General features: G+C 73.4%; 10 protein-coding genes. 9 read left to right on the forward strand and 1 reads right to left on the reverse strand.

The window, feature by feature from the left end; translation table 11 throughout:
- Positions 1-124: 124 nt before the first annotated feature.
- From I6A81_RS29970 to I6A81_RS29990, 5 genes are all read left to right on the forward strand, one after another.
- Positions 125-1,597 (forward strand): MFS transporter, encoded by a 1,473-nt coding sequence (locus tag I6A81_RS29970; protein WP_307875003.1) that lies wholly within the window; start codon positions 125-127, stop codon positions 1,595-1,597.
- Positions 1,598-1,719: 122 nt separating this feature from the next.
- Positions 1,720-1,980, forward strand: a complete 261-nt coding sequence (locus I6A81_RS29975) for a hypothetical protein (RefSeq protein ID WP_202999228.1) — start codon at positions 1,720-1,722, stop codon at positions 1,978-1,980.
- Positions 1,981-2,291: 311 nt separating this feature from the next.
- On the forward strand, positions 2,292-6,365 hold the full coding sequence (locus tag I6A81_RS29980) for a hypothetical protein (protein WP_202999229.1): 4,074 nt from the start codon (positions 2,292-2,294) through the stop codon (positions 6,363-6,365).
- Positions 6,366-6,515: 150 nt separating this feature from the next.
- Positions 6,516-8,678 carry a radical SAM protein gene (locus tag I6A81_RS29985; protein WP_202999230.1) on the forward strand — a complete coding sequence of 721 codons (2,163 nt, stop codon included), beginning with the start codon at positions 6,516-6,518 and terminating at the stop codon, positions 8,676-8,678.
- Between the two features lie 2 nt (positions 8,679-8,680).
- On the forward strand, positions 8,681-9,649 hold the full coding sequence (locus I6A81_RS29990; protein ID WP_202999232.1) for an exonuclease/endonuclease/phosphatase family protein: 969 nt from the start codon (positions 8,681-8,683) through the stop codon (positions 9,647-9,649).
- A 137-nt stretch (positions 9,650-9,786) separates the two neighbouring features.
- Here the strand turns inward: I6A81_RS29990 and I6A81_RS29995 are convergent, their stop codons facing one another.
- Positions 9,787-10,929 carry a LuxR C-terminal-related transcriptional regulator gene (locus I6A81_RS29995; RefSeq protein WP_202999234.1) on the reverse strand — a complete coding sequence of 381 codons (1,143 nt, stop codon included), beginning with the start codon at positions 10,927-10,929 and terminating at the stop codon, positions 9,787-9,789.
- Positions 10,930-10,973: 44 nt separating this feature from the next.
- Here I6A81_RS29995 and I6A81_RS30000 point away from each other — a divergent pair, with 44 nt between their 5' ends.
- The 4 genes from I6A81_RS30000 to I6A81_RS30015 all read left to right on the forward strand — a co-directional run bounded on the left by I6A81_RS30000 (position 10,974) and on the right by I6A81_RS30015 (position 15,767).
- Positions 10,974-11,654: a hemerythrin domain-containing protein gene (locus I6A81_RS30000; RefSeq protein ID WP_202999236.1), complete on the forward strand. Its 681-nt coding sequence runs from the start codon at positions 10,974-10,976 to the stop codon at positions 11,652-11,654.
- Between the two features lie 411 nt (positions 11,655-12,065).
- A complete protein-coding gene (locus I6A81_RS30005; RefSeq protein ID WP_202999238.1) occupies positions 12,066-12,749 on the forward strand; it encodes a LuxR C-terminal-related transcriptional regulator in 684 nt (227 codons plus the stop codon).
- 16 nt (positions 12,750-12,765) lie between these two features.
- Positions 12,766-14,595 (forward strand): sensor histidine kinase, encoded by a 1,830-nt coding sequence (locus tag I6A81_RS45825; RefSeq protein WP_202999240.1) that lies wholly within the window; start codon positions 12,766-12,768, stop codon positions 14,593-14,595.
- Positions 14,596-14,672: 77 nt separating this feature from the next.
- Positions 14,673-15,767 carry a sensor histidine kinase gene (locus I6A81_RS30015; protein WP_202999242.1) on the forward strand — a complete coding sequence of 365 codons (1,095 nt, stop codon included), beginning with the start codon at positions 14,673-14,675 and terminating at the stop codon, positions 15,765-15,767.
- Positions 15,768-15,832: the final 65 nt, after the last annotated feature.

A 15,832-nucleotide genomic window follows, 5' to 3' on the forward strand; every position in this document is an offset into this window, starting at 1 on the left:
CGGAGCGAACGCTCGTCCGTGCGCGTCCCGACTCGAGGGGCGCAGGTGACGCGTGCCAGGATGAGCGCCTGGCCGGCCAGCGCGACCGACCCACGACGCCGCAGGTCAGGGAGGGGGTACGGACGTGGCCGCCGAGGCCATGCCGGGGGTCGCCACCGGGACGTCCCAGGTAGTCAGGTTCCGCGCGGGCGCGCAGTACGCGCTGCTCGCCGGCCCGCTGTTGACGATGCTCGACTCCAGCATCGTCAACGTCGCCGTCGAGCCGATCGCCCGACAGACGGACGCGTCGCTGCCGACGGTGCAGTGGATCGTCAGTGGTTATCTGCTGGCTCTCGGCACGGGGCTCGCGCTCACCTCCTATCTGTCTCGGCGCTTCGGCATCATCCCCACCTACACCGGGTTCCTTGCCGCCTTCACCGCCGCGTCCGCGCTGTGCGGGGTGGCGCCGGGCGTGGGTGCGCTCATCGCCGCGCGGGTGCTGCAGGGCCTCGCGGGCGCTCCGCTCGTACCGCTGGCGATGTCGATGCTGCTCGGCGGGTCCGGTGGGTCGAGACGGATGTCGCCGGCCGCCGGCGTCCTGCTCTTCCTCGGTCCGGCGCTCGGCCCCAGCATCGGCGGCATGCTGCTCGGCGCGGTCGGCGGTGGCCAGGGCTGGCGGGCCATCTTCTTGATCAACGTTCCGATCGGGCTGCTGGCCGTCGCCGCGGCCCGGCGGCTGCCCACGAACCTCGCGCCGCCGGCCGAGCCGGCGGCCCGGCCCGATCTCGCTGGCCTTGGCCTGCTCGCAACAGGGCTGGTCGCCGTGTTCTACGGCGTGGACCAGGTCACCCGCGCGGCCCTGAGCCCGCCGGAGACGTGGGGGCCGATCGTCGGCGGCGTCGCGGTGCTGGCCATCTACGCGTTCCGGTCGGGTCGGGTCGCGCATCCGGCGCTCGACCTGTCGATCCTGCGCCAGGGGACCGTCGCGCTGGCTTTCACGCTGTGCGGGGCCGCATCGGTCGCGGCGTGGTCGATCGTGTTCGTCGTCCCGATCTTCCTGGAGTCGGGCCAGGGGCACTCGGCGTTCATGACCGGTGTGACGCTGTTGCCACAGGGGATCGTCACCGGAGTCGGCACGCTCGCGGGCGCGGGCGCGGCCGCGCGTATCGGGGTGCGCCCCACGGTCCTGTCCGGGTTCGCCCTGCTCGTCGCCTCGAGCGCGGGCCTGTTCGCGATCGGCGCGGGGACCCCGCTGTGGCTGACCGGGCTGATCCTGACCGCCCGCGCCGCGGCGGTCGGGCTGGTCATCACGCCGCTGGTCCTGGTGGCGACCGAGCCGCTGCGGCCCGAGCAGCAGGCCGACGCGAACACCGCCTTCAACGTCGTCCAGCGGGTTCTCGGCTCGTTCGGGATCGGCATCGTCGCGACCCTGTTCACCCACCGCGCCGCCGCGGCCGGGCAGGTGTCCGCGCTGCACACCGTCGCCATCGTGATCACGATCCTGGCCGCCCTGGCGACGCTCGCGGCCGTGTTCCTCCCGGAGGCGCGCGCGGAGAACCTGCTGGCCATGGGCGGGCAGGGCAAGAGCACGGCTGACGGCGATCCGGGCGGCGACTGAGGCTGTTCACGGCCGGTTCAGCGCGTCGACGGGGGAGTCCCCGACCTGGCGGTTCCTCCTTCTCCCGCGCGACCCGGAAAGAGGATGGGAAATATTTCACGGCCAGCTGGAAGGAGTGGGCGATGGAATTCTCCTGGCCCGAATTCGCGACAAACGAGACCGTCGACGGGGAGCGTTCCTGGACGGCGGTGTTCGACAGCTACGACCAGTACCGCGAATTCTGCTACTACCTGGTCAAGATATTCGACGGTGACCGGCAGGTGGGCGAATTCACAGCCAAGGTGGGGACCGAGTTCGCCGGCGACGACTGGACCACGCCGGCCTTCGAAAGCGAGTTACGAGAGCGGATAGCGCGGGCCGCCGCCGCTTACCCCGAGCCGTAGCGCGCGGGACCCTTCTGACGCCCGGCTCCGCGCGCGCGAGTTCGTCGTCGCCGCGCGGCGCCGGCCGCCCTGGCCGTCTCCGCCGGAGCCGGCCCCGGACCGGGCATCGCTGGCGCCGTGCCGCTCTGCCTGCCCGAGCCGTCGCGGCGCCGCCGCCGCCCGCGGCGGCCTATCCACTGAGAAAGTGGGGCGACGAGTTCGGCGAATCCGCTTGACCGCGACGCGCCGGTGCGCTGAAGTCATGGAGGCCGACGCGCGCGGGGGACGGGTCAGGGCCTTCTTCTCCCGAGCCTGTGTCCGGGAGGGGCCTCGTGGATTTCGCCGCGCTCGACGCTCGTTTAACGGTTACGAACGGCGTGTTCGTGCTCGCCGCGAACACGCTGCCGGACGCCGGTCTGGCCGAACTGCTCGCGCGCAACAACGCCGGCCAGCCGATCCGCGTCACCCAGGCCGTCAAGCAAAGACCGAAACGGGTCGGCTCCGGCTCGCGCGACAGCATTCCCATCACGGGCGTGGCGACTTTCCTCAACGTACCCGACCTGCGAGTCGAGGCGTTGTTCTCCCTGGATGACGCCGGTAACCCGGTGTTCCTCCTCCGTTTCGAACTGGAGACGCGGACCGGCCCCGAGCGGCCCTTCGGCTGGCGCTTCTCGACCAGCTTCCCGACCCTGCCCGCCGGCAAGAGCGGGCCGGCGGGCGGGTCGGCCGCGCCCACGTCGGGCCCGGCCACCCCGGCCGCGCCCGGGCCGCTCGACGGCCTCACGCTGTCCAACGCCACCTTCGTGCTCACCAACCGGTCGGGCATGGACGGCCGGGTGCCGGTGTCCGCGGGCCTGAACTTCGTCTCCCGCGTCGACCCCGCGCCGCTGCTCGGTCCGCTCGGGCCGATCGTCGGCGACGTCGGCAAGCCCACCCTGTACGGGCCGGTGCACCTGCCGCTGCCGACCGAGGTGACGCCGCCGCTGCCGCCGGGCCGCTGGCCGTGGGAGGCCGACCTCGCGCCGGTGCCGGGGCTCACGCTGCGCGTCGACGTCGGCCGGTCGATCGCCGTCCCCGGGGTCAACGTCAACGTGCGCGACACCGAGATCGTCCTCTACTCGCCGATCAGCGAGGCGTGGCTCGAGGCCAACCCGACCTACCAGCCGTCGGTCGGCCTCACCGGGACCCTCAGCGCGCCCGCGTTCGTCCCCGCGCCGATCCTCCTGACGGCCGACATCCCCTTCGGCTGGTCGTCGGCGACGCTGTCCGCGACCTTCACCGACGCGAGCCTCGCGAACCTGACGGGCCTCGGCGGGCTGTTCGGCCGTAGCGACCTGTTCGCGGCGCTGCCGGCGCCGCTGCGCGCCGCCGGGCAGGCGCTCGGCGGCATCAGCCTGCGCCTCGTCGCGTTCCACGTGACCGCCGGCGACCGGGGGCTCACGCTCGACGCGGCCCGCGCCGTCGTCGAGCTGCCGACGCTGCGCTACGCCGTCGGCGACCTGGTCACGCTCGCCGCGCCCCGGGTCACGTTCCTCGCGCTCCCGCCCGCCTCGGGCAGCGGCGGCCTCTCGACCAGCGTGATGATCGGCGGCACGGGCACGATCCCCGCGCTCGGCGCGGCCTTCGAGCTCGACGTCGACGTGACGCAGGGCGTCGCGTACGGCTCGCTCGCCGACGCGACGCTGCCCCTGCGGCGGGTCTTCGACGATCTGGCCCTGCCCGCCCCCGCCGACCTGGTCATCGACGCGGCGCGGATCAGCATCGCCCCCGGCGAGGCGTACGAGCTCAATGCCACGATCGCCGAGGACGTCCCGTGGACGCTCGACCTCGGCCCGGTGCCGGTCTCCGTGCGCGGCATCGTGCTCGTCGCGATGAAGATCGTCGGCGAGCCGGCCTCGGCGTCGCTGGCGGGGCGGATCAGGTTCGGGTCGTCGCTCGAGATCGCCGCGCTCTACGAGCTGCCCGGCGACTTCGTGATCACCGGGACCTTCGGGCCCGGGTCGCTCGGCGATCTGGTGACGGCGTTGACCGACGCCGAGGTCACCCTGCCCGCCGGCTTCGACCTCGAGATCGAGCAGGGGTTCGTCTGTGTCGACTCGGTCGCCGGCGGGCTGCGCTTCACCGCCACCGCGCTGATCGACGGGTTCGGCGCGCTCGCGTTCACGGCGAGCCGCCGCGACGGCCGCTGGAGGTTCGCCGCCGGGCTGAACGTCACCGAGGGCCTCGTCACCCTCGAGTCGGTCCCGGGCCTCGGCGCGCTCGCCGAGCTGCGCGCGCTCGTCGGGCTGACCGACCTGATGATCGTCGTGTCGTCCCTGGACGACCCCGGGTTCACGTTCCCCGAGCTGGCCGTGCCGCCGCCGCCCGACCTCGGCGGCCCGCGGCCCGCCCTGCCCGCGCAGGCGACCGGCGTCGGCGCCGGGCTCACGGTCTACGGCCGGGCCGACCTCGGCGCGAGCCGCGCCGTCCAGACGATCGCCCGCTGGCTCGACGTCGACATCGCCGGGACCGCCGCCGTGACGCTCGTCGTCAGCGCGCCCGACCCCGGCGCCGGGTCGCGGCTGTTCGTCAGCGTCGCGACGACCGTCGACGGGATCGTGGTCACGGGCCGGCTCGGCCTCGGGCTCGTCAACCGCCGCCCCGAGGTGTTCCTCGACGGCACGGCGCTCGTCACCCTCCAGGGCCAGCCGGTCCTGTTCTCGCTGGCCGCCGCCGTCGCCGCGAACGGCGTCCTGATCTCCGGCGGGTACCGCGGCACGATCCACTTCGACCTCGGCGCGGGCCTCGGCGGCTTCACGCTGAGCAACCTCGGCCTCGTCGTGGGACTGAGCTGGGAGGGCATCCCCGCCTTCGGCGTCGCGGCGACGATCGACGCCCGGACCTTCTCCAGCTCCGTCGCCGTGTTCTTCGACTCGACCGACCCGAGCCGTAGCCTGCTCGCGGGGTCGGTCACCGAGCTGTCCCTCTACGACGTCGTCGCCACGATCGCGGGGCAGACCGACGTCGCCGAGGCGCTCGCCGTCGTGCTGCGCGAGATGGCGCTGCGGGCGCTCGACGCGTTCACGCTGGACGCGGCGGTCGTCGCTGCGCTCGACGGGCGCGACCTGGCCGCGGTCGCCGCCGCGTTCGCGCCGCGCCGGCCGGTCCCCTCCGGCGCGGACCAGGTGCTCCTGAACGTCGGCGAGCCGGGCCGGTCCTGGCACCTGACCGACCTCACGACCATGACGCACTTCAGCCTCGCCGCGACCGGGGCGGGCGTCGAGGTCAGCTACGACCCGCAGCTCTACTGCGCGCCGAACGACACCCAGATCGGGCCGAACCGCTTCCCGCGCGGCTTCCACATCCAGACGGCCATCGAGTTCCTCCTGTTCGACCTCGACCGCCTGTGGGTCGAGATCAGCCCGGCGCGCGGGATCGCGGCGGACGCCATGGTCGCGCCGATCGTCGTCGGGCACCCCGACCTGTTCTCGATCACGAACGCCGCGCGCGACGGCGGGCCGACGCTGTCCCTCGCGACGTACACGCGGTCCGCCGCCGAGCAGCCCGACCCGGAGCTGCGCCCGCCGCACGTCCTGGTCAGCGGCGCGCTGCGGCTGCTCGGCACCGACTTCGGCTCGGTCCACCTCAACGTCAGCGAGTCCGGCGTCACCGTCCGGATCACCGCGACCGTCGGCGGCGGGGTCCGGGTCGACCTCGCGGGAAGCGTGACGAGGGAGGCGCTGCGGATCTCGGGCACGCTCGCCGTCGGCGTCGGCGGCACCATCGACCTCGGCCCGCTCGGCCGGATCGACGTCACCACCCAGGCGCGGGGCACCCTGGAGATCGAGTTCGCGCGCGACTCGCTGAGCGCGACGGTCCGCGTCGGGGTGACGCTGCCGGGCCTGGGCTCGCTGACCCTCCCGCCGATCCACCTCACGGTGAGCGGCGTGCCGCTCGGCGAGATCGGGAGCGTGATCTGGTCCGAGATCATCGAGACGGTCGTCGCGGCCGTACAGGACGCGACGCGCTGGGTCGGCTTCGTCCGCGACGGCCTGATCAAGGGCATCGAGGGCGCGGCGCGGGTCGCCGAGGTGCTCGCCGAGCAGTGGAACCTCGCGGCGGACGCCGTCGGCGACGTCCTGCACGACGCCGGCTACACGGCGAACCAGGTCGCGGAGGGGATGCGGGCCGTCGGCGCGACCGCCGAGGACGTCGCGCGGACCCTCGTCGACTTCGGCTACGCCACGGACATCGTCAACAGCGCGGTCGGCATCTTCGGCGGCCACACCGACTTCGTCGCCGGGCACTTCGACATCCCCGGCGGCTTCCACACCGACGGGCACGCCGACTTCGGCCTGCTCGGCGGCGGCCACGTCGACGAGCGGATCCCGCCGCACACGGACAGCCGCATCCATGTCGACACGTGAGCCCATGCCGACACGTGGCCCCCTGCCGTCACGCGATCTCCTGCCGTCACGAGGCCCCGCGTCGACACGTGACCCCGGCTCGGGTGGCGCGCCCGGGGGCCGGGACGGCCGGCCGGGCCGCCGGGCCGGCCTCGGCGTCGAGGACGTCCGATGACGCTCGAGCTGCGCCCACTCGGCGTCGCGTGCAACATCGCCTGCGCCTACTGCTACCAGGACCCGCAGCGCGACGCCGGCAACGTCGAGGCGCGCTACTCGCTCGACGCGATGAAGGCGGCGGCCGAGCGGCGGGGCGGCCCCGTGACGCTGTTCGGCGGCGAGCCGTTGATGCTGCGCCTCGCCGACCTCACCGACCTGCTGCGCTGGGGCGCCGAGCGGCCGGGCGGCGTCGGGATCCAGACCAACGGCACCCTCGTCACGGACGCGCACGTCGCGCTGTTCCGGACGTACCAGGTGAAGGTCGGGATCTCCGTCGACGGCCCGGATGAGCTCAACGACCTGCGCCGGCAGGGATCGCTCGAGCGGACCCGGGCCGCCACGCGGGCGACGCTCGACGCGGTCGCCCGCCTCGCCCGCGAGCACCAGCCGCCCGGGCTGATCGTCACCCTGCACCGGGTCAACGCCGCTCCCGACCGGCTGCCCCGGCTCCTGGCCTGGGCCCGCGAGCTGGACCGGCTCGGCATCCGCTCGATGCGCCTGCACCTGCTCGAGGTCGACGGCCCGGCCGCCCGCGCCGCGGCGCTCACCGACGAGGAGAACATCGCCGCGCTGACGGCGTTCGAGGAGCTGAGCGGTGAGCTGTCCGGCCTGCGGTTCGACGTCGTCGACGAGACGCGCGCGGCGCTGCGCGGCTCCGACGAGCACAACTCCTGCGTCTGGCGCGGCTGCGACCCGTACACGACACCGGCCGTCCAGGGCATCGAGGGCGACGGCCGGTCGAGCAACTGCGGGCGGACGAACAAGGACGGCGTCGACTTCGGCAAGGCCGACCGGCGCGCGTTCGACCGTCCGCTCGCCCTGTACGCGACGCCGCGGGCCGACGGCGGCTGCGCCGGGTGCCGGTTCTTCCTCGCCTGCCGCGGCCAGTGCCCGGGCACCGCCATCGACGGCGACTGGCGCAACCGCTCCGAGCAGTGCGCGGTGTGGACCGCGACGTTCGTCCGGGCCGAAGCCGCGGTCGCGGCCGAGGGCCGCGTCCCGGTCTCGCTGGACCCGCGCCGGCCCGAGCTCGAGCGGCGGCTGGTCGAGCACTGGCGGCGGGGGAGCGACGCGACCACCGCGCGGCTCCTGCGGGAACTCGACGCGGCCGGCGGGATCAACGCGGCCGGCGGGATCGGCGCGACCGGCGCGACCGGCGGGAACGGCGCGACCGGCGGGAACGGCGCGGCGGGCGGGACAGACGCGCGGGGCGAGTCGGACGCGCGGGGCGGGAACGACGCGGCGGCCGAGAACGTCGTCGCGGCGCGCGTCGCGGCCGCGCCATCCGCGCCGGACCCGGAGATCGCCGCGCCGCCGCGGATCTCCTTCTCCTCCGGATCGGACCGGGGCCGCGCCGTGCTCGCCGCCGCTCGCGAGGCGTCCTGGCGCGCCGCGCTGGCGTCCGTCGCCGCCGGTCACGAGGAGATCGCGCTGGTCGCGCCAGGCGGGACCGCCGCGCTGGCGGTCCGCCTCGCCGCCGCCGAGCGGGACCTGCACGCCCGCGTGCTGCGCGGTGGCCTGGGCGACGACCGCCCGGGACCGCTGCTCGCCGTCTCCCGTCGCGCCTGCCCGGCCCCGCGGGACGGCGGGTCGCCGCCCGGCCGCCGCCGCTGTGGGTGCGGGCGGGACCTGCCGGCTCCCGTCGCCGGCCCCGCGCTGTGGCGGGCTCATCGCGTGACGGCGGGCGGCCGCGACGTGGGCGCCGAGGTCGTCGACGTGCCCGCGGGCGGGCCCAACCTGCTCTGGCGGTCGCTTGGCGTCGGCCTGCTCGACCAGCTCCCCTGCGCGCTGGACTGCCCCGCGGCCCGGGAACAGGCCGCGGCGCGCCGCGGCGCCGCCGGTGACGCGGCCGTCGGTGACCTGGACGCGCTGGACGAGGTGCTCGCCTGGCCCGCGCACTGGAGCGCGCTGCACGGGATCGCGGAACTGCGCGCGCCCCTGTTGCGCCTCACCCACCCGACCGCCTACACCGCCCAGCGTGTCGAGATCCGGTTCGCGGGCTCGGTCTACCCCGCGGACGGCGCGACCGGCCTGCGCTTCCCCTATCGCCGTCCGCCCTCGGATCGGCGCCCCGTCACCCATCCCGTTGTATCGGTATCGGCCCCCGCCGGGAGTTGACCATGCCCTTCTATCTCTTCCACCAGAACATGCGCGTCTTCGGCGGGGAGACCCTGGCCTACAACGCCCGGATGAAGGCGGCGTTCGGCAAGCTTCCGATCGGATATCCGACGACGAGGGTGCTCGCGGCCGGCTTCACCGAGATCTGCAACCACGGGTCGGCTCCCTTCGCGCTGTCGAACATGGCGCGCGGGCTCGACCCGGGCCTCACCAGACCCTGGACGGTGGCCGTCGGCCGCACGGCCCGCATGGTGAAGGACCCGACCGCGCCGCCGGCGGCCAAAAAGCAGAAGACGTACTTCCAGGAGTACATCACCATGGTCACTCAGTACGAGGTGCAGTGGAACGGGCTGAAGAAATCGGTACCCAACGAGTTCCAGGTCCTGCACTGGGGCAAGGCCGTCTTCCTGGACAGCCTCTTCAGCGGCCCGAGCCCGGCGGCATGCTTTCCCGTCGGCGGCCCGGGAACGCTCGCGCCGGAGGCGCTGCCGTACAACGCGAAGCTCGACAGCCGGGGGCTCGCGTACATCGTGGGCCGGGTGAAGCGCGCCGGCGACCCGCTCAACAACAGGCTTCTGGTCGTCGGCTTCATGCACAACATGTACGGCGTGGGTGACCGGTCCGGCTCGATCACGGGCCTGCCGAGGCTGGCACAGGCGATCTACGAAAAGCACTCCGGCGTCATCGACCCGGACCGGGACCCCTGCATCGTCGGCGGCGACTTCAACGTCGAACCGCGCCGTGTCGGCTCCCGCACATCCCGGTTCGAACCGACCGCCGAGGAGGATTCGGACGGCGATTACTACCGGACCACGGGCAGCAGCGTGTACGACTGGTGGTCGTGCCGCGTCGACTCGCTCCTCGGCTCCAGCGCGGAGATCTGGCCGCAGACGCGGAAGAAGAACAAGCCCAACAACCTCTCCGACCACGCGGGGATCTCGCTCAGCCTCCACCAGAACATGTGGTGGTGATCCGGGGCGCGCGGGGCGCTCTGGGCTGTCTGGCGTTCGGCGGTCGGGTTCGCTTCCCGGGATTCGCCGCGAAGACGCTGCTCGGTACCTTTCCGACATGATCGACCGGTTCCCCAGCCCACGTCGGTCGGCCTGGCTCAGGCGGGGATCTGGTCGTCGAGGTACCAGCCGTAGGGACTGGGCTGGCTGGCGCTGGCGCGGCGGGGCTCGTACTGCTGGACGTACAGCGTGGCGACCAGTTCGGCGCGGGTGCGCACGCCGGTCTTGGTGAACACCGCCTTGAGGTGGTCCTGCGCGGTGAAGGGGGAGATGCCCAGCACGGTCGCCATCTGCCGGGTGGATCTGCCCTGGGCGGCGAGCCCGATGACCTCGCGTTCGCGCGGCGTGAGGCCGTAGGCGCCGGCGATCACCTCGCTGACGACGACCGGGCGGGCGCCCTCGATGATGATGGCGATCGCCGGCGGGTCGCCGCCGGGCATCGGTGAGCCGTGCAGCACGACCCAGTGGTGGTCGCGGGCCGGCAGCGCGGCGCGCGCGAGGCCGTTGCCGGTGGCGGCGGCCACCGCGATGGACCGCACGACGCTGGGCAGCCGCCCCCGGTCGTCCAGCGCGGCGAGCCAGGCGCGGCCGTCGTCGGTGACCGACTCGATCTCGCCGCGGGCGGTGACCAGCAGCAGGCCCGGCGGCCGTTCGACGCCTCCCGGCGAGGCGAGCGCGGCGCGGAGCATGGTGAGGCGGAACAGGTCGGCGATGGCGGTCAGCGCGGCGCGTACGGTCGCCTCGTCCCGGTCGCTGAACGGCCGGCTGCCGCCCGTGCGGTAGAGCGTCAGCGTTCCCCAGGTCATGGCGCCCGACCGCAGGATCACCCGCATCTCGTCGACGCAGGACAGCCGTGACAGCAGCGGCTCCCAGCGTTTCGCCCTGGTCAGATCCCCGCCGGTCGTCTGGTGCAGCCGGCCGACGAGGCGGCCGTCGTTCGCCAGGTCGCGGTAGCCGTTGAGGTCGGCGCCGGTGAACTCCAGCTCGTAGAGGACGTTCTCCCGGTCTCGTCCGTCGCCCGCTGGCTGCCCGCTGAGGAAGCAGCTCGTCCACAGCAGGGTGGCCGGGTCCACGGTCGAGATCGCGGCGATGTCGTACGGGACGCTCGCGCGCAGGACGCGGTCCAGGCGGGCGCGCATGGCGGTGAGGTCGCCGCCCTCGGCCGCCAGCTCCCGGACGCGCTCGCACAGATCCATGGGTTCCAGCATGACCACGCCGACCCGCCGGGCCAACCCCCTCATCTCTGGGATAGGCGAGTGGCCCGAATATTCCTACCTTCACGGCCATGACTGCTGACACCCTCGTCCGCGACGACCTGTTCACCCACATCCACAAGGCCCTGCGCCTGGGACTCTTCGAGCTCACCGCGCAGGCGGGCCGCACCGACTGGGCGGACGCCGCCGAGGTGGCTGCCCTCGGCGAGCGGTGGTGGCCGCTGCTCGACCTGCTGCGTGCCCACACCGAGCACGAGGACCGCCACATCCTGCGCATCCTCGACGGCGTCGACCCGCGGACCACCGAACCGGCGGGCGAGCAGCACCGCGATCTCGACGACCTGCTCGACGACCTCGGCGACAGGTTCGTCGCCGTGATCGCCGCCCCGGACCCTTCGGCCGGGCTCGGCCTCTACCGCGACCTGGCCCGTTTCGTCGCCAGCTACCTCCCCCACCTGCACGACGAGGAGACCGTCGTCATGGCGCGGGTCTGGGAGCTGTGCGGCGACGAGGAGATCGCGGCGACCCGCGCCCGCTTCATGGCCGACACCACCCCGGAGGTCATGGCCACGACGCTGGAGTACATGCTTCCCGCCCTGGACCGGCCCACCCGGCACGGCCTGGTCGCCCGCCTGGCCGCGACCGCGCCGCCTCCCGTCCTCCAGGGAGTTCTCCAGATCGGCGAGCGCGTCCTCGACCCCGTCGCCTTCGCCGACGTGCGCGCGGCCGCCGCCCCATCGGCGCACGGCTGACCTCACAGCGCCCCCCACGCGGCGGTCGTCACCGCGCCGCCCGGCCGACGCGGCGCGGGGTCGCGGAACTCGTCCCTCGGATCGTCCGGGCTGGCGCGCGGCGCGGCCACGTCGGCGCGCATGCGTTCCACCGGTGTCCGTGAGTCGGGCCACCCATGCGGAAATGGTGGCTCGCCCGGTCTCCAGGTGCCGGTGTGCCCGGGATGCCGGCCCGTCGGGCGGCGAGGCTCGCGGTCCTCGCCGTGGGCCCGCCGGACAGTCCGTGACAAGATATACTCAATGCGACCAGCCGCCTATTTCGCTCCGATCCAGGTCGGACCGGGCGAGCGGAGAGGCACCGTAGCACCCGCGTCAACCAGGACTTCACCCTTCTGTCCGCGCAGAAAGGACGGTCGCCATGCCGGGGGCACCATGCGGGTAGCTATCGCGGAAGACAGCGGCATGATCCGGAAAGCCCTCGAGTTGCTGCTCCACAGCATCGGATCCGAAGTGGTGATCTCGGTTTCCACCGGCCAGGAGTTGCTCATCTCGATCGAGAACGATCTGTCGGACCGCCCACCGGACGTCGCGATCGTGGACATGCGGATGCCGCCTACCCGAACCGACGAGGGCCTACGGACCGCGCTGCTGCTGAAGGAAGAGCACCCTTTGACCGGTGTGCTCGTCGTGACCGCCCACGCCGACGACCCGTTTGGCGCGGACCTGATCGAGACCGGTCTGGCTGGGGTCGGATACATGCGTAAGGACAACATCGCGGACGGGCCCCACCTGAAGGACGCGCTCGACCGGCTCGCCGCCGGGGAACTGGTCGTTGATCACAGCATCACCGCGGCGCTGCTGTGTCGGGAGTCCTCGAACAACCGGCTGAACACACTCTCCGAACGGGAACGTGAGATTCTCGGCCTGATGGCGCAGGGCCGTTCGAATGCCGGCATAGCCCGGCTGGTCCATCTGAGCCCGAAGACTGTCGAGGCGCGAATCGCCAACATCTTCCTGAAACTTCGGCTCGGCTCGGACCAGACCTACAACCGGCGTGTTCTCGCGGTCCTGGAATGGCTGCGGACGGGGAACGTGATGGTGGATCTGGCGCATTAGTCACGTGCGTAGGCGGGTGAGTTCCAGAGACACCCGGCTCGCGGCGAGCGCCTCGCGCCTGCGGCTCCTGACCGTGGTTCTCGTCACCACGGCCGGCGCGGGCGGCGCCGCGTTGTCGGCGGGCTGGCCGTACTGGCGCGGTCACCCGGCGAGCGGGGTGCTGCACGTGTCCGCCGTCGTGTCGCTGATGGTGGCGGGGGTGCTCCTGGTGACCAGGCCGAACACCCGCGCCTGCGGTCTCCTGGCCCTCCTGGCCGGTCTGACCCGGATGGTGCACTGGCTGTCGACGTGGAACGTCGGCGTGCTTCCGCTGCTCTCCGGGTTCGGTCATGCCGCCCACTGGCTCGCGCTCGGTGCCGCCCTGCTTCTCTACCCGGCCGGCCGCTCCAGATCCCACGGGGAGGCGCTGTGGATCAGCCTCGCCGCCGTCGACCTGCTCGGTGGCAACGTGGTGCTCGTGCTGACCGCCCGGCCTGAGTGGCACGGCTTCGACCCGGCTGTCGTGTGGCCGGACATCGGAACCGTCGACCGTGACGCGTACGAGATCACGCTCGACGTGCTGCTGGTCACGGACGTGCTCACCGCGCTCAGCTTCACCGCCCTGGCTGTGTTCCGTATCCGCTCACTGCGCGGACTCGACCAGGATCTCGGCCGGCCGGTACTGATCACGGCCTGCCTGGTGGGCCTGGTGGGAGCGCTCGCCCACCCGGACCTGTTCGGGACCGAGGACGCGGCCGGCGTGCCCGACTCCGTCGCGGCCGCCAACTCCGTCGCGCCGCACAACACGGTGACGGCACTGGTCCCGATCGCGCTCGCCGTTGTCGTGGTCCGCCGACGCCTCGTCCTCGCGACCCTGGCCGATCACCTGCACCGCGCCACGCGGCCGGCGACGGTCGAGGACGTCGAGGCGAGCCTGCGCCATGTGCTTCGTGACGACGCGCTCCGCCTCTACCACCTGGACACGGCCAGTACCGATCTGGTCGATCCGGTGGGCCAGGGTGGGGCGCTCGACGCCGCGCGGCCGGTGGCCATCGGTGCCGAGCGTTGGCTCCTCGAGGTCAGCGCTCCGCTCGGCGGGATCACGGCCCTCGTCGACGCCGAGCCAGGCATGCGGGAATATCGGGCACTGGTCGAGGCGGCGGTCACCGCGGGCCTGCTCGCCCTGGAGAACGCCCGGCTGCGGAGCAGGCTGCGTGCCCAGACCGGCCGGCTCGCCGATGCCCGGCGGGAGATCACCGACGTGGAGACCCGCGAGCGCGTTCGCATAGAGCGCGAGCTCCATGACGGCCTTCAGCAGCAGCTGATCGCGCTCGACATGATCGCCGGGATGATCCAGAGAATCGCCGTCGACCCGGCGCGGGAACGTGCGCTCGCCGAGATCCGGCGGCGCCTGCAAGCGGCGGGCAGGGAGGTCCGGGAGATCGCCCGGGGTCTGCATCCGGTCGCGCTGGACAGCGGCGGGCTGCGGTCGGCGCTGGAACATCAGGCCCGGCACCTGCGGCTGCCGGCGACCCTGTGGGTGTGCGCCCAGCGTTTCAGTCCCGGCACCGAACATGCGATGTACGCGGTGCTCGCCGCGGCGCTGACCACCGCGGCCAGCCGAACCGTCCGTGGCCCCGTCCAGGTGGCGGTCTGGGTCGCCGGATCGACGCTGATCGGCGAGGTCAGCGAGGTCGTCGACGCGGGCCGCGGCTTGGCCCCGGCCTCCGGGCACGAGACGGGATACGACCAGCTGGCCGCCGTGGCTGATCAGGTCCGCGCGCTGGGTGGCTCCGTCAGCTCCGCCAGGTCCGAGAGCGAGAGACCAGTCGTACACCGCACCACGGTGATCTTGCCGTGCGCGTAGCCGGCGCATGGACGCCGGCCGTACTCACGGCGCGGCTCGTTTCTCCGCTCGCCACTCTGCGCCTGCGCTGGTCCTTGATGAACACGACGTCCAGGCTGCTGCGCCAGTCCACTCGCCCAACCGCGCGCGGCGTGCGCGCGGCCCTGCGCACGGCCCTGCGCGATCGGACGCTGGACGTCTTCTACTCGATACCGGGCGACGCCGGCTACCTGGATGTGGACGGCTGGCCGGTCGCGGCCTCGTTCGTGGACGACCGGGGCGCGGGCGGCCCTCCCGCCGGGCGCTGGCGGATGACCTTCCCAGCCGAGCGGGGAGAGGCCACCGCCGTCGTCGAACTGGCCAGCCGCAGGTGGGCGCGGCGACGCGCCGTCGAGGCCGCGCTGGCCCCGACCGCGTTGTGGCTGTGCAACGTCGCGTTGCGCGGCGGCCTCCAGGCCCAGCTCGCCAGAACCGCCGCGGCGCGCCGGCAGACTGGCGAAGTGGAGGCCGTGGTGCGGCTGCGGCTCGAGCACAAGCTGCTGGCTGACGTCCAACGTCAGCTCGCCGACCTTGAGCAGAGCGTGGCGGCGCTCGGTCACGGGGACGACCAGCTCACCGAAGGCCCGCTGGCCGAGCTCCTGAGCGAGTTCCAGGCCGGGCTCCGGGCGGCCCGCCAGGCGACCCAGGAGGTCGCCGGGGGTGTCGAACCGGCGGAGCTTCGCGACAGGGGCCTGCTGCCCGCGCTCTGCCGCACGGCGGCGCGACTGGGTCTGGCCGTCACTGTCGACGCGGGGGACGGTGCGGGTCCTCCCGAGGGCGCCGACCCCTGCCACAGCGCGCGGGCGGCGGTGGACCCCGGCGACCCCGCCCTTCTCCGGGCCGACGAGGTCGCGCCGTCGACGAAGCGGCTCATGTACTTCGCCCTCACCGAGGCGCTGACGAACGTGGCCAAGCATGCCGGCGCGGCCAGGGTCGTCATCCGGCTCCGGTGCGATGAGAGCTGGCTGACCGGCGAAGTGGCCGACAACGGGCGGGGAGGCGCGACCGTGCGCGCGGGCGGCGGCCTCGACGGTCTCGCGGAGCGGGTCCACGCGATGGACGGTTCGCTGTCGCTGCACAGCGAACCGGGACGCGGGACGCGCCTCACCGTCCGCCTGCCACTGGTGGCCCGCCCCCCGGACGGTCCGGGCTGACGTCCCGGCCCACCCGGGCCCGCCTCGGGCCGGCGGGGGGGCGGGCCCCGCCGCCCCCCCCCCCC

Origin of the sequence: Frankia nepalensis, from assembly GCF_016786325.1 — a bacterium.
Lineage (GTDB): Bacteria > Actinomycetota > Actinomycetes > Frankiales > Frankiaceae > Pseudofrankia > Pseudofrankia nepalensis.

What these genes read in the sequence shown, in the direction of transcription:
- I6A81_RS29995 (WP_202999234.1), bottom strand. Translation starts at nt 10,929, where the DNA reads ATGAGGGGGTTGGCCCGGCGGGTCGGCGTGGTCATGCTGGAACCCATG.
- I6A81_RS29985 (WP_202999230.1), top strand. Translation starts at nt 6,516, where the DNA reads ATGACGCTCGAGCTGCGCCCACTCGGCGTCGCGTGCAACATCGCCTGC.
- I6A81_RS30005 (WP_202999238.1), top strand. Translation starts at nt 12,066, where the DNA reads ATGCGGGTAGCTATCGCGGAAGACAGCGGCATGATCCGGAAAGCCCTC.
- I6A81_RS29975 (WP_202999228.1), top strand. Translation starts at nt 1,720, where the DNA reads ATGGAATTCTCCTGGCCCGAATTCGCGACAAACGAGACCGTCGACGGG.
- I6A81_RS29990 (WP_202999232.1), top strand. Translation starts at nt 8,681, where the DNA reads ATGCCCTTCTATCTCTTCCACCAGAACATGCGCGTCTTCGGCGGGGAG.
- I6A81_RS30000 (WP_202999236.1), top strand. Translation starts at nt 10,974, where the DNA reads ATGACTGCTGACACCCTCGTCCGCGACGACCTGTTCACCCACATCCAC.
- I6A81_RS30015 (WP_202999242.1), top strand. Translation starts at nt 14,673, where the DNA reads ATGAACACGACGTCCAGGCTGCTGCGCCAGTCCACTCGCCCAACCGCG.